The 13,546-nt window shown below is 54.7% G+C and carries 11 protein-coding genes and 4 pseudogenes; 11 read left to right on the plus strand and 4 right to left on the minus strand.

Annotated elements, in window-relative coordinates; all coding sequences use genetic code 11:
• Positions 1-287: 287 nt before the first annotated feature.
• From SOPEG_RS27650 to SOPEG_RS24955, 5 genes and pseudogenes are all read left to right on the plus strand, one after another.
• Positions 288-1,361, plus strand: a complete 1,074-nt coding sequence (locus SOPEG_RS27650) for a hypothetical protein (RefSeq protein ID WP_148297091.1) — start codon at positions 288-290, stop codon at positions 1,359-1,361.
• 47 nt (positions 1,362-1,408) lie between these two features.
• Positions 1,409-1,959, plus strand: a pseudogene (locus tag SOPEG_RS14400) (IS5 family transposase); the annotation flags it as partial.
• Between the two features lie 84 nt (positions 1,960-2,043).
• Positions 2,044-3,594: an IS21 family transposase gene (gene istA / locus SOPEG_RS14405; protein ID WP_025245870.1), complete on the plus strand. Its 1,551-nt coding sequence runs from the start codon at positions 2,044-2,046 to the stop codon at positions 3,592-3,594.
• An 11-nt stretch (positions 3,595-3,605) separates the two neighbouring features.
• Positions 3,606-4,355: an IS21-like element ISSoEn3 family helper ATPase IstB gene (gene istB / locus SOPEG_RS14410; RefSeq protein WP_025245871.1), complete on the plus strand. Its 750-nt coding sequence runs from the start codon at positions 3,606-3,608 to the stop codon at positions 4,353-4,355.
• A 121-nt stretch (positions 4,356-4,476) separates the two neighbouring features.
• A pseudogene (locus SOPEG_RS24955) lies at positions 4,477-4,872 on the plus strand (IS5-like element ISSoEn1 family transposase); the annotation flags it as partial.
• Between the two features lie 243 nt (positions 4,873-5,115).
• On the opposite strand, the gene SOPEG_RS14420 reads toward SOPEG_RS24955, so the two are convergent.
• Both SOPEG_RS14420 and SOPEG_RS14430 read right to left on the minus strand, forming a co-directional pair.
• Complete coding sequence (locus SOPEG_RS14420) at positions 5,116-6,324, minus strand: IS256-like element ISSoEn2 family transposase (RefSeq protein WP_025244030.1); 1,209 nt, start codon at positions 6,322-6,324, stop codon at positions 5,116-5,118.
• A gap of 67 nt (positions 6,325-6,391) precedes the next feature.
• Positions 6,392-7,509: pseudogene (locus tag SOPEG_RS14430) on the minus strand (IS256 family transposase); the annotation flags it as partial.
• A gap of 417 nt (positions 7,510-7,926) precedes the next feature.
• On the opposite strand from SOPEG_RS14430, the gene SOPEG_RS14435 reads away from it, so the two are divergent.
• A complete protein-coding gene (locus tag SOPEG_RS14435; protein WP_025245874.1) occupies positions 7,927-8,850 on the plus strand; it encodes an IS5 family transposase in 924 nt (307 codons plus the stop codon).
• A gap of 728 nt (positions 8,851-9,578) precedes the next feature.
• Here SOPEG_RS14435 and ampE read toward each other — a convergent pair.
• A pseudogene (ampE, locus tag SOPEG_RS14445) lies at positions 9,579-10,347 on the minus strand (regulatory signaling modulator protein AmpE).
• 31 nt (positions 10,348-10,378) lie between these two features.
• Entirely contained in the window at positions 10,379-10,921 is a 543-nt protein-coding gene (gene ampD, locus SOPEG_RS14450; RefSeq protein ID WP_038468823.1) for a 1,6-anhydro-N-acetylmuramyl-L-alanine amidase AmpD, read from the minus strand.
• A 91-nt stretch (positions 10,922-11,012) separates the two neighbouring features.
• Between ampD and nadC the strand changes: the two genes are divergently transcribed.
• From nadC to SOPEG_RS14470, 5 genes are all read left to right on the plus strand, one after another.
• Positions 11,013-11,909 (plus strand): carboxylating nicotinate-nucleotide diphosphorylase, encoded by an 897-nt coding sequence (gene nadC, locus SOPEG_RS14455; protein ID WP_025245878.1) that lies wholly within the window; start codon positions 11,013-11,015, stop codon positions 11,907-11,909.
• 97 nt (positions 11,910-12,006) lie between these two features.
• Complete coding sequence (gene ppdD / locus SOPEG_RS14460; RefSeq protein WP_025245879.1) at positions 12,007-12,447, plus strand: prepilin peptidase-dependent pilin; 441 nt, start codon at positions 12,007-12,009, stop codon at positions 12,445-12,447.
• Positions 12,447-12,614 carry a hypothetical protein gene (locus tag SOPEG_RS28345; protein ID WP_158382416.1) on the plus strand — a complete coding sequence of 56 codons (168 nt, stop codon included), beginning with the start codon at positions 12,447-12,449 and terminating at the stop codon, positions 12,612-12,614. Before ppdD ends, SOPEG_RS28345 begins: the two co-directional genes overlap by 1 nt.
• Before the next feature lie 9 nt (positions 12,615-12,623).
• Positions 12,624-13,205 carry a GspE/PulE family protein gene (locus tag SOPEG_RS14465; RefSeq protein WP_051419748.1) on the plus strand — a complete coding sequence of 194 codons (582 nt, stop codon included), beginning with the start codon at positions 12,624-12,626 and terminating at the stop codon, positions 13,203-13,205.
• Positions 13,205-13,408: a hypothetical protein gene (locus SOPEG_RS14470; protein WP_025245880.1), complete on the plus strand. Its 204-nt coding sequence runs from the start codon at positions 13,205-13,207 to the stop codon at positions 13,406-13,408. The genes SOPEG_RS14465 and SOPEG_RS14470 overlap by 1 nt, the downstream gene beginning before the upstream one ends.
• Positions 13,409-13,546: the final 138 nt, after the last annotated feature.

The raw sequence follows: 13,546 nt of genomic DNA on the forward strand, positions 1-13,546 counted from the left end.
CAATGATAATTAATATCATGAGATCTCATTAATTAATTAACTTTGACGGCTGGTGATAGGGATCAGTAGACATTCTGGTTTTCATCGAAAAGCGCAATAAAAACGCTAAAAAAAGGAGTGATTATGCGACGAGTTTTAAATTTACTCAGCAAAAAAACGGGGCATAGAAGCCTTATACAATCATACTAACAATAAGGTTGGAAATGAAAAAATTCACTGTTAATAATCAATATAGAAAGCATATCGGAAAGCACGTGAACTAGGCTGATGATAAACAGAAAAGCCAGTTGCCTTTTGATGACCAGGTTAAATTGCTCGCTAGTCAACCGGGGCTGCACAGCCGCAACGTAACCAGGCATAACGTCGCCAATTTAACCCTGTTGGCTATGATCTACCTCACCAATGTCCAAAACAGCAGTCTCTCCGCTGCCTCATCCATGCCTAATCCCCGAGCGCTCGCTTTCAATGATAAAGGGGGCAATGTAGATTTCAAGGCGCCTAAGCCTGATTTCCCAAGCCACGAAAATCGACAGAGTCGCCAGCCCTTTCCCGTCGAAAGCGGCAAGTCAGGGACAATGATTGACATAAAAAAACGAGGAATGATTAAAAACCTATCAAATTCCTCGAATGAAACCAGAGAGAGGACAAGGATAAACACCGAATATCATTCCCTCTCTTTTCCGCAAGCCGATGCAATGTCTGTAAAAGTCCATTCCCATCCTGACAGAAATATCATCCGAAGTTCCCTTATTGATTGCCTTAAAAATTCTGATACGGCCGTCGCTCAACAACATGCAAAAGCGGCAGTGGCTGAAAAAAATTTACCCAACAGCCGTGCGTCTGTCACGCCGGCCAAAACGCCTGTTGCATTGCCTTCCCCCGCGGCCAAGGACAAGCCTGAGGCGCTAAACCTTACTGCCAAACACTCCATTCCTCGGCAGACAACAAAAAAACCGCTCCCAGCGCCAGAACGGGGCCCGCTGAAACATTTTCTTTTGCCGAAAGCACGGCCTTTGCGCCACTCACCCCAAATACAGGCAGGCTCCCGCAACGCGCGTTCCCTGTATGGGCAAAACACGCTTTCCGATCTTGAGCCACCTCACCCGGCGTTACAACAGAACGACGATCGCAATATTGATGACAGTGCCGAAAGCGGGCCTGATAAAACGCGCCATCATAAACGTGAACGACGTGCGTTATTAAACGATATAGAGAATGAGTTAGACATGTTGGCTGTCTATAGAAAACAGAATCATAATGAACTATTGAGTCGAAGTATGAGCCAGTGGCAAAACCAGCAGCTTGCTGCCTGGTTGAACTTCCCGTTTTCCGCTGCTTTGTTGAATAAATCGAACTTTTAGGTGACTGGCGGCTCTGATCACTACATTCGTTTCAACATCAGGTCCCCATGGCAAAGCAAAAGTTTAAAATCACCAACTGGCTCGCATACAACAATGCGCTCAGGCAGCGGGGGGGACCTGACAGTATGGCTTGATGAGTCAGCCATTGCTGCATGGACTGAGAGTACACCACCTGAACATCGTGGCCGGCCGCTTCACTACACCGATATGGCCATTACCACGGTTCTGATGATAAAGCGCGTGTTTAACCTTTCGCTCCGGGCGTTACAGGGTTTCGTTGACGCGATTTTTAAACTGATGGGGCTGTCGCTGCGCTGCCCAGATTACTCTCTGGTCAGCCGGCGAGCAAAAACCGTCGACATCAGCATAAAAACGCCAACCCGCGGCGAAATCTCACACCCGGTCATCGATGGCACCGGCCTGAAAATCTTCGGCGAAGGCGAATGGAAAGTCAGACAGCATGGGGCTGAGAGGCGCAGAGTATGGCGCAAGCTTCATCTGGCAGTAGATAGCGCGACACATGAAATTATCTGTGCCGATTTATCGCTAAGCGGTACGACAGGATGCGCAGGCGCTGCCCGTGCTGGTTCCGGTCACATCCGATCACTGATTCCGATTCTGTCCGATCGCTCATCTTCTGTTCCGCCATACTCTAGAGACTTTTAGCTTCCGGGGGCATGGCATGGCACGTAAAAAGAAGAAAGCGATAACGGAAATGTGCATTTATATTAATGTTTTACGTATGAAATTCGAGCAGCGTCGCTCGAATCGCACTATTGCAGCAGCGCTCGGCATAGGCTGTACTAGCGTGCACGATATCCTCGGCCGATTCACGGTAGCTAACCTGGTCTGGCCATTGCCGGCGGAACTGTCCCCCGTCGACCTCGACCGCCTGCTCTATCCCGGCAAATCCGGAAAAGTTATCAATACCTTACCCAGCTGGTTTGATATCGATACCGAGTTAAACCGCAAGGGCATGACCAAGCAGCTGCTCTGGATGGAATATCAGTCCGCCGTGGGCGGTGATGCCCTCGGTTACTCACAGTTTTGTGCACTGTTCCGTGACTGGAAAAAGAAGCAGCGGCGTTCTATGCGCATGGAGCACAAGGCTGGCGAAAAGCTCTTCATCGACTTCTGTGGCCCCACCGTACCTATCGTCAACCCTGCGACCGGTAGCGTACACCAGGTCGCTATCTTCGTCGCTGCCATGGGCGTGTCAGGCTATGCGTATATCGAAGCCTGCGAAGGCCAGGACATGGCATCGTGGCTCAACGCCAATAGCCGCTGCCTGCACTTCATGGGTGGGGTTCCGGAGCTGATGATACCTGATAATCTGCGCAGCGCTGTCAGCACCCCTGACCGCTATGAGCCGGTCATAAACCAGAGCTACCAGGCGCTGGCAAATCACTATGAGACAGTGGTGCTACCGGCGCGCCCGAGAAAACCGAAAGACAAGGCGAAGGTAGAATCAACTGTGCAGCTGGTAGAACGCTGGGTTTTGGCCCGGTTGCGTAAACGTAGGTTCTACTCGCTGGCCGAACTCAACCAGGTGATACGAGAACTCAATCATGAGTTGAATTTGCGCCCGATGCGTCATTACGGCGGACAAAGTCGCCTTGAACGCTTCGAGCAGCTGGACAAACCGGCTCTTGAGCCTCTACCGCCCACACAATGGGAATACAGTGAGTATCTCGTTGCCCGAGTGGGACCTGATTACCACATAGACTACGGCAAAAACTGGTACTCGGTGCCGCATCCGCTGGTTGGCGAGCGCGTTGACGTCATCGCCACCCAACGGCTGGTGCAAATCCACCATAAGGGCGTCTGCGTGGCTACGCACCCTCGCAGCGATAACGCCTATAGGCACACGACTCAGGCGGCGCACATGCCGGCTAACCATAAGGGGCAGAGTCAGTGGACGCCGGAAAGGCTGTGCAGTTGGGCGCTGTCGGTGGGTGTGTGCACACTGAAAGTGGTCGAGTCCATCCAAAAGAGCAAAGCCCATCCGAAGCAGGCTTACCGCTCCGTGCTGGGGCTACTCAATCTGCAACGGCGCTATGAGACGACGCGACTGGAGAAGGCCTGCGCGCTGGCGTTGGAGAAAGGGTGCATTAACCGCTCTTTCATAGCCAACGTATTGAAACACGGTCGTGAAAGTGAGGTCACCCAGGACGGAGCCGGCGTATCAATGCTGGTTCACGAAAACCTCCGAGGTCCGGACAGTTATCACTAAGGAGAATAAATATGGATACACTGTTAATGGCTCTGCGAGAGCTGAAGTTGTCGGCAATGGTCCAGGCGTTGGAGACGCAACGCGAACTCCCGGGGAGTTATGGGGAGCTGGGGTTCGAGGAGCGGTTGTCGCTGATGGTAGAATCGGAAAATTTGCATAGAAAAAACAACCACATATGCCGTCTGCGACGGCAATCGCAAATGCGCTTGCAGGCAAAACCGGAAGATATCCGCTATATCCCTAGCCGAGGAGTGACACCGGAACAGATGCGAGATCTGCTAGGGGGACAATATCTGAAATATCAGAAAAGCATACTCATCACGGGGCCAACAGGTACGGGCAAAACCTGGCTCAGTTGTGCGCTTGGTGAGCAGGCATGCCGGCAGCAATATAGCGTGCGTTACTGGCGAGTGGGTCGGTTGCTGGCCCATCTTCACCAGTGTCAGGTAGACGGGACCTATCTAAAACAGCTTAAGCAGTTAGAAAAAATAGAGTTACTGATCTTGGACGACGTGGGCCTAGAATCAATAAGTCCGATGCAGGCAACGATGCTGTTGGAGGTGATGGAAGATCGCTACGACAAAAGCAGCAGCATCCTGATCAGTCAACTGCCGGTGAAAAAATGGTATGGACTGATAGAAAACCCCACGACAGCTGACGCGTTACTCGATCGGTTAGTACACCCCAGCTATAGACTGGAACTTAAAGGCGAATCACTACGCAAAGAGCAAGGAGTAGCCAGCACAGGAAAAATAGACTAAACCCGAGTCAGAAGATGAGCGAACACGTGAACGAATATCACTGGAATGGGTGATCGGAAAATATCGGAATAACTGATCGGATGTCGCCGGAACAGCTGATCGGATACGTCGGAATCTGCAGCCCGGGCTGATTAACCAAATCCACCGGAAAATCAGGGAAGCGTCGGCTGACAGTGCTTACGATACGCGTTACTGTCATGATGCTCTGCTGAGGAAAAAAATAAAGCCGCTTATCCCACCGCGAAGTGGTGCGCAATATTGGCCAGCTCGATACCATGAGCGTAACCATGCGGTGGCAAATCAGCATCTGAGCGGCAATAACGATACCTGGAAAAAGAAAGTAGGTTATCACCGGCGTTCACTGGCTGAAACGGCCATGTTCCGGTTTAAAACACTTCTGGGTGGTCATCTGAGTCTGCATGACTATGACGCGCAGGTAGGTGAGGCTATGGCAATGGTCAAAGCGCTTAATCGGATCACGCTGTTAGGAATGCCAAACAGCGTCCGCATCATGTAACAATCGCCCTGATAGGGAGGAAGTCGTCACAAATTTCGGATTTATTCAACAAAGCGAGAAAAACATACGAAAAGCCTTTATGTCAGCATTAAAATCCGAACACAAAATGACCGAAAAATATATGAAGGCGTTAACTAAGGAGTTCATGAGGCAGATAGATCCCGGTTTTGAGTTAATTTATAGCATCGGACGTAGCGGGGTAAGGAACAGACCCTGTACACGATTCTGTGTAAATGCCTTTTCTCAGAAGTGACCGTCCAGGCGGTCACCGAACTCGATAATAAAGCGGCTCATTGCCATGCGCCAGTCCCTCAAAGGCATTGTCCATTTCTGTGAGGCCGCCTGTATCGCCAGCCACACCACCTTTTTCACTGCGTCGTCGGTCGGGAACACCTTGCGCTTTTTGATGGCATGCCGGATCACGCTGTTTAACGACTCGATGGCGTTGGTCGTGTAGATCACCTTGCGGATGTCCGTTGGGTAGGCAAAGAACGTGGCCAGATTGGCCCAGTTTGCCTGCCAGCTTCGACTTATTTGCGGGTAGCGGATGTCCCAGGCACTGGAGAACGCTTCCAGCGCCTGCAAGCCGGCTTCTTCCGTAGGGGCCTGATAGATAGCTTTCAGGTCGCGGGTGACGGCCTTGTAGTCCTTCCAGGAGACGAACCGCAGGCTGTTGCGCACCATATGTACGATACACAGCTGGAGCCGCGCCTCCGGATACACCGCGTTAATAGCGTCAGGGAAACCTTTCAGCCCGTCTACGCAGGCGATAAGGATATCGTTCAGGCCGCGGTTTTTCAGCTCTGTCAGCACGTTCAGCCAGAACTTTGCGCCTTCATTTTCGGCCAGCCACATACCTAGCAACTCTTTCTGGCCTTCGATGTTGATGCCCAGCGCCAGGAACACAGATTTGTTGATGATGCGGCTGTCCTGCCGGACTTTTAGAACGATACAGTCAAGATAAACAATGGGATAGACTGCATCCAGAGGCCGGTTTTGCCATTCGACAACCTGCTCCATGACCGCATCGGTGACCTTTGAGACCAGCGCCGGCGAGACATCGGCGTCATACAGCTCTTTGAACGCGGCGGCGATCTCGCGGGTGGTCATCCCTTTGGCGTACAACGATAAAATCTGGTTATCCATCCCGGTAATCCGGGTCTGGTTCTTCTTCACCAGTTGCGGTTCAAAGGAACCGTCACGATCGCGCGGAGTACGCAGCGCCAGCGGGCCATCGCCAGTGGTAACGGTTTTTGTGGAATAGCCGTTGCGGGCGTTGGTCCCCGGTTTAGGCTGATTTTTATCGTAGCCGAGGTGATGGGTCATTTCGGCATTGAGAGCTGCTTCGACGCTGATTTTTTTCAGCAGCCGATCGAAGTGACTGAGATCTTCAGGGGTTTTGAGATTTTTGGCCAGTTCGTTAGCCAGAGCCTGCAACTGTTTTTCGTCCATAAATTAACCTGTTTTTGATGTTGGATTGAACATATCAAAATCAGGCAAATACACAAATTTCTAAACAGGCTCCCTGTATCGCCAGCCACACCACCTTTTTCACTGCGTCGTCGGTCGGGAACACCTTGCGCTTTTTGATGACATGCCGGATCACGCTGTTTAACGACTCGATGGCGTTGGTCGTGTAGATCACCTTGCGGATGTCCGTTGGGTAGGCAAAGAACGTGGCCAGATTGGCCCAGTTTGCCTGCCAGCTTCGACTTATTTGCGGGTAGCGGATGTCCCAGGCACTGGAGAACGCTTCCAGCGCTTGCAAGCCGGCTTCTTCCGTAGGGGCCTGATAGATAGCTTTCAGGTCGCGGGTGACGGCCTTGTAGTCCTTCCAGGAGACGAACCGCAGGCTGTTGCGCACCATATGTACGATACACAGCTGGAGCCCCGCGCCTCCGGATACACCGCGTTAATAACGTCAGGGAAACCTTTCAGCTCGTCTACGCAGGCGATAAGGATATCGTTCAGGCCGCGGTTTTTCAGCTCTGTCAGCACGTTCAGCCAGAACTTTGCGCCTTCATTTTCGGCCAGCCACATACCTAGCAACTCTTTCTGGCCTTCGATGTTGATGCCCAGCGCCAGGAACACAGATTTGTTGATGATGCGGCTGTCCTGCCGGACTTTTAGAACGATACAGTCAAGATAAACAATGGGATAGACTGCATCCAGAGGCCGGTTTTGCCATTCGACAACCTGCTCCATGACCGCATCGGTGACCTTTGAGACCAGCGCCGGCGAGACATCGGCGTCATACAGCTCTTTGAACGCGGCGGCGATCTCGCGGGTGGTCATCCCTTTGGCGTACAACGATAAAATCTGGTTATCCATCCCGGTAATCCGGGTCTGGTTCTTCTTCACCAGTTGTGGTTCAAAGGAACCGTCACGATCGCGCGGAGTACGCAGCGCCAGCGGGCCATCGCCAGTGGTAACGGTTTTTGTGGAATAGCCGTTGCGGGCGTTGGTCCCCGGTTTAGGCTGATTTTTATCGTAGCCGAGGTGATGGGTCATTTCGGCATTGAGAGCTGCTTCGACGCTCATTTTTTTCAGCAGCCGATCGAAGTGACTGAGATCTTCAGGGGTTTTGAGATTTTTGGCCAGTTCGTTAGCCAGAGCCTGCAACTGTTTTTCGTCCATAAATTAACCTGTTTTTGATGTTGGATTGAACATATCAAAATCAGGCAAATACACAAATTTCTAAACAGGCTCGTTTCCGCCGGCATCGCTTGTCCAGATTGAGTCGCTCGATATAAGCCATAATCGCCTGACACAATTACCTGCCGTTTATCCAGCGCCTCTCTCCCGGCTAAACATTAGCCATAACGCGCTTTCATCGCTACCCGCTCCTCTTTATGAGTCGCTGGAACATTTGCTGGTAAATAATAACCCATTAAATTCATTGGATAATTTATCCAGCGCTTCGTTAAAGTGGTTGGAGGCCAGAAATTGCGGTTTGCAGCATTTTCTCTGCCACGACACGGCTTTGTTGAATAAATCGAACTTTTAGGTGACTGGCGGCTCTGATCACTACATTCGTTTCAACATCAGGTCCCCATGGCAAAGCAAAAGTTTAAAATTACCAACTGGCCCGCATATAACAATGCGCTCAGGCAGCGGGGGGACCTGACAGTATGGCTTGATGAGTCAGCCATTGCTGCATGGACTGAGAGTACACCACCTGAACATCGTGGCCGGCCGCTTCACTACACCGATATGGCCATTACCACGGTTCTGATGATAAAGCGCGTGTTTAACCTTTCGCTCCGGGCGTTACAGGGTTTCGTTGACTCGATTTTTAAACTGATGGGGCTGTCGCTGCGCTGCCCAGATTACTCTCTGGTCAGCCGGCGAGCAAAAACCGTCGACATCAGCATAAAAACGCCAACCCGCGGCGAAATCTCACACCTGGTCATCGATGGCACCGGCCTGAAAGTCTTCGGCGAAGGCGAATGGAAAGTCAGGCAGCATGGGGCTGAGAGGCGCAGAGTATGGCGCAAGCTTCATCTGGCAGTAGATAGCGTGACACATGAAATTATCTGTGCCGATTTATCGCTAAGCGGTACGACAGATGCGCAGGCGCTGCCCGGGCTGATTAACCAAACCCACCGGAAAATCAGAGAAGCGTCGGCTGACTGTGCTTACGATACGCGTTACTGTCATGATGCTCAGCTGAGGAAAAAAATAAAGCCGCTTATCCCACCGCGAAGTGGTGCGCAATATTGGCCAGCTCGATACCATGAGCGTAACCATGCGGTGGCAAATCAGCATCTGAGCGGCAATAACGATACCTGGAAAAAGAAAGTAGGTTATCACCGGCGTTCACTGGCTGAAACGGCCATGTTCCGGTTTAAAACACTTCTGGGTGGTCATCTGAGTCTGCATGACTATGACGCGCAGGTAGGTGAGGCAATGGCAATGGTTAAAGCACTTAACCGGATCACACTGTTAGGAATGCCAAACAGCGTCCGCATCATGTAACAATCGCCCTGATAGGGAGGAAGTCGTCACAAATTTCGGATTTATTCAACAAAGCGCCACGACACCGGCGCTGACACATCTCGACCTTGGTGAGAATCATATCACGTCCCCCCCCCCCCCGCCGGCATGGCCTGAAACTTTGCAGCGGTTGAAACTCAGTCATAATAAATTAACCCATCTCGGACGCCTGCCCGACAGCGTGGGGCAACTCAACGCCGATGGTAATCAACTGGTTGAACTGCCTAATCCGCCCCCCCAAAAACCTACACTTTATCGATATCAGCCACAATCAACTGCGCCGGTTGTTCGATCCTGAAAAGGCGGTATTGCAGGTTCTCAAAGCTAACCATAATCTGATTGACACGGTGCCTGCCGCTTTTAGCCGGAAAGATTGCAACACGCGTTTATGGCTCAGTGACAACCCCCTCACGGAGGAAACGAAAAATAGGTTGAGTGCATCGAACCGAGCAATTAGCGCCTTCGATAGCGCTTTACCGCGTATCGTTCTTTGATATATTGGCTGCGCTTGATCGGACTGGCGCTTAAAGCGGACGGCGTTAAGCAGATGGCCTCACTGGAACCAAGGGTGCCCCCCCACCCTACCGCGGCGCTAGCGCGCCAAATTGGCGGATAACGAAGTGCCGCCGGTCGTTTCCGCCAATGGTGAAGCGAGGCCGTGCGCCAAGTCGCAACTGGCTTTTCAGGTCTCGCCGTCCGCGTTTGGCGAATTAGACCAGCGCGCCGTAAATGGTTAACAGCGCCACCACTACCACAATCACCAACGTGACTTTCTTCGCCAGCGACACCGCGGCGCGGGGCGTTTGCACCGCATCCAGATGCGGCTCGCGTGCCAGCGAAAATTGCGCCAGCCGCGTGAGAACCTGATACTGGCTGCTATGGATATCCCATAGCGAAGCAAACCAGGCCGGCAGCGTCTTCTCGCCGTGCCCGAGCAATGCATAGGCCGCGCCCGCCAGGTCTGCCAGGCGCACAAAAATGCATAGCCCGCCAGAGGTACCGGGCCCCAGGGGCCGCCTATCACCAACCAGAACAGCGGCGCCAGATAGAAACGGAAGTTGATCCACAGTAGAGCATTTTGCAGCTCGCGCAGCCGCTCCACCGGGGCGCCTTCCACCGGCAGGTCATGTATCAGCGCCAGCTCATCGCTCATCGCTTTGCTGGCGTCGGCGTCGCCGCGGGCGGCGGCAATCAGATAGTCACGGTAGTGGCGGCGGATCCCCCCCCCGCGCCGATGCACAATATCCCTAAGACAACCCACAACAGCTGTAGAGGTAGAGAGTATAACCAACCGGAGGCCAGCCGCAGGCAGACCGCGACCAATAGCATCCAGCACAGCACCAATATCAGCGTCTGCGCCAGCGATGTCTCGCGCAGGCGGCTGAACGGCCGCTCCAGCCAGCGATCCAGTTGCCAATGTTCGCCGTGCTTGAAAAAACGTTCCCAGGCCAGCACCAATAATAATGTAAACAGCGTCATAACCCGCGTCTCCCTGTTAAATGTCGTCAGCCTATGTTGACAGGAGTTGTCGAAAATCGCGCCATCTGAAGGACGGTCCTGGATCGGTCTTGCGCTCGGGCGCGATATCGCTATGGCCGGTGATGCGCGCCGGGGTAATGGGATAATGGCGCAGCAACAGGCGGGTCACGTCGACAAGCGCACGGTATTGCGCATCGGTATAGGCCAGTGTATCGGTCCCCTCCAATTCAATGCCAATCGAAAAATCATTGCAGCGCTCACGTCCCTGATAGCAAGACCCCCCCGCATGCCAGGCGAGCCGATGAAAGGGGACATACTGCACCACTTCCCCGTCACGCCGGATGAGACAATGCGCGGACACCCGCAACCGCCAGATTGTGGCGAAATAGGGATCAATCGCGGGATCCAGCGTGCCGGTAAACAGCCTGTCTATCCAGGGACCGCCAAAACGGCCCGGCGGCAAACTGATATTGTGTACCACCAGCAGCGTGGGCACCACGGTCGCCGGCCGATCGTCGCAATGGGGAGAAGGAGCGCGCCTGACGTCTGCAATCCAACCGTTGTCCAACCGCATGATGACCTCATTTTACCGCAAGTGGTACTTCGTTCGGCTTCAGGGTAGCATGAATCAAAGCTTCCCTTTATCCGCAGTTACGGAGATTTTTATGTCGACCCGCCGTTATAATGTTGAGCGCCGCCGCGCGGAATTACTCGAACGAGTAGAGCAGGATATCCCGCCGTCGGTCAGCGCCGCGCTAAAAGAAGATCTGGGCGGTAGCACCGACGCGCAGGCCGATATCACCGCGTTGCTGCTGCCGACGAACAGTCAGGCCACCGCCGTCATCATCACCCGCGAAAAGGGCGTTTTTTGCGGACGGCGCTGGCTTGAGGAGGTCTTCAGCCAGTTGGGCGGCGGCGTGACTATCGCGTGGCAGGTCGCTGATGGCGACCCCATTGAGGCCAACCAACCCCTGTGCCGGCTGAGCGGGCCGGCGCGAATACTGCTTACCGGCGAGCGCACCGCGCTCAATTTCCTCCAAACCCTGTGCGGCGTAGCCAGCGAGGTGAAACGTTATGTCGATGCGCTGGCGGGTACCGGCACCGCGCTGCTTGATACGCGCAAAACCTTGCCGGGCCTGAGAACCGCGCTCAAGTACGCGGTACTGCGCGGCGGCGGCGGCAACCACCGGCTGGGCCTGGCGGACGCTTTCTTAATTAAAGAGAATCATATCATCGCTGCCGGCTCCATCGCCAACGCCGTCGCCAACGCCGTGGCGCTGCGCGCCGATGTCCCGGTGGAAGTGGAAGTCGAAACCTTGGACGAGCTGCGCCAGGCCTTGGAAGCAGGCGCCGATATTATTATGCTTGATAACTTCAGCCGTGAAGACATGGTCAAGGCGGTGGCCCTGACGCGTCAGAGGGCGGCGCTGGAGGTTTCCGGCAATGTCACGCTCGCGACGCTACGCGATTGCGCGCTGACCGGCGTCGATTATATTTCCGTCGGCGCGCTGACCAAACATCTGCGGGCGCTGGATCTCTCCATGCAGTTTCATCAAGGATAAAAGTGCGCGCTGCCGCGCAGTGCCAATGCCACATGTTGTCGCCGCATTCACGCAGTCGCTAGGGTGAAGTTGTTATTCTTCACCCAGGGGACCCAATATGCATCGCCAGCGCGGATTCACCCTCATGGAGCTGATGGTAGTCATCGCCATCATCGATATTCTTAGCGCTATCGCGCTGCCCGGTTATCAACGTTATCTGGATCGCGCGGCGCTGACCGATATGCTGCGGATCGCCAGTCCCTACCGTCTTGCGGTGGAGCTGTGCGCGATGCAGCAGGGGGATATCGACGGTTGCCACACCGGGCAGCAAGGTATCCCAGCCAGCCATCGCTCCCGGTATGTCAGCGGCGTCAGCGTACGCCAGGGCGAAATAAGCCTGACCGGCCGCCATACTCTCGCGGGGCTGACGCTGGTGATGTCGCCGGAACAGCGCGACGACGGCCTGGTCTGGCACTATCGCTGCGATGCCGCCGCAGGCAGCTCACTCGCCGTGGCGTGCGGTGCGCTGTTCCAGACGGCCGATCGCGAGGAAGAGTAATGGTTAACCGCTCGCCAGCCGACGCGCGCTGGCCGGTCACCGGCACCCTGGATCTGCTGCTTGAGCGCGCGTTTTGCCGCGAGGCGTCGGATATCCACATCGAGCCCTACTCGCCCGCCGGCTATCGGTTGCGGCTGCGCGTCGACGGGCTGATGACCGCCGCGTAGGGCTGCCCCGTGGTGCTGGCGGAAGGTCTGGTTGCGCGCCTGAAAGTTCTGGCGCGGCTGGATATCGCCGAACGCCGCCAGCCGCAGGACGGGCAATTCAGCGCCGGCGGCGATGGGCCGCCATGTTCGCTGCGGCTTTCCACGCTGCCCACGCTGAACGGGGAAAAGGCGGTGCTTCGCCTGTTGCACTGCACGCCGGAACGTCTGACGCTAAAAGGCTTGGGCATGCCGAGACATCTCAAACGGCGCGTACTGACCGTGCTGCATCAACCACACGGGCTGATACTGGTAACCGGCCCCACCGGCAGCGGCAAGACGCTAACGCTCTACGCTATGCTTAACCGGCTTCGCCGCCGACCGCTCAATATTTGCAGCGTGGAGGATCCGGTTGAGCTGCCGCTGGCCGGGATCAACCAGTGTCAAGTGAACCCCCGGGCCCGGCTGGATTTCCCCCAGTTGCTGCGGGCGCTGCTGCGTCAGGATCCGGACGTGCTGCTGGCCAGCGAGTACCCGCGCGCGGGCTGGCGCTGTCTGCTGGCGCAGCTCGGCGCGGACATAGAACGGGGGCTGTCGCTGTCGCGGCGGGGGTAATGTTGCTGATGCTGCTGGTGCTCTTGCCGGCTTTCGCCCGCATCTATACCGACGCCGGCGCCCCCCTGCCCCCCACCACCGCCCTGCTGCTGCGTACAGCCGCTCACGGCAGGGAATGCGGCCTGGCTTATCTCGTCGGCGGGCTGGCACTGTACGGCGCCTGGCGGCGCCTTTTTTTTATCAGCATTTTTGCGTTCCGATAAAAATGGTTATGGATCTTCTCTTGGTCAGCCCAGCTTTTAATCGCGCTACAGTTTTCATGGTTTTTTGGCTAACAACCGATATTGGGATTTTATCGCGCCTGGCGAAAGAGCCACTCGCTCCTTTCATATTAACTCCGC

It is taken from the genome of Candidatus Sodalis pierantonius str. SOPE, assembly GCF_000517405.1.
GTDB lineage: Bacteria > Pseudomonadota > Gammaproteobacteria > Enterobacterales > Enterobacteriaceae > Sodalis_C > Sodalis_C pierantonii.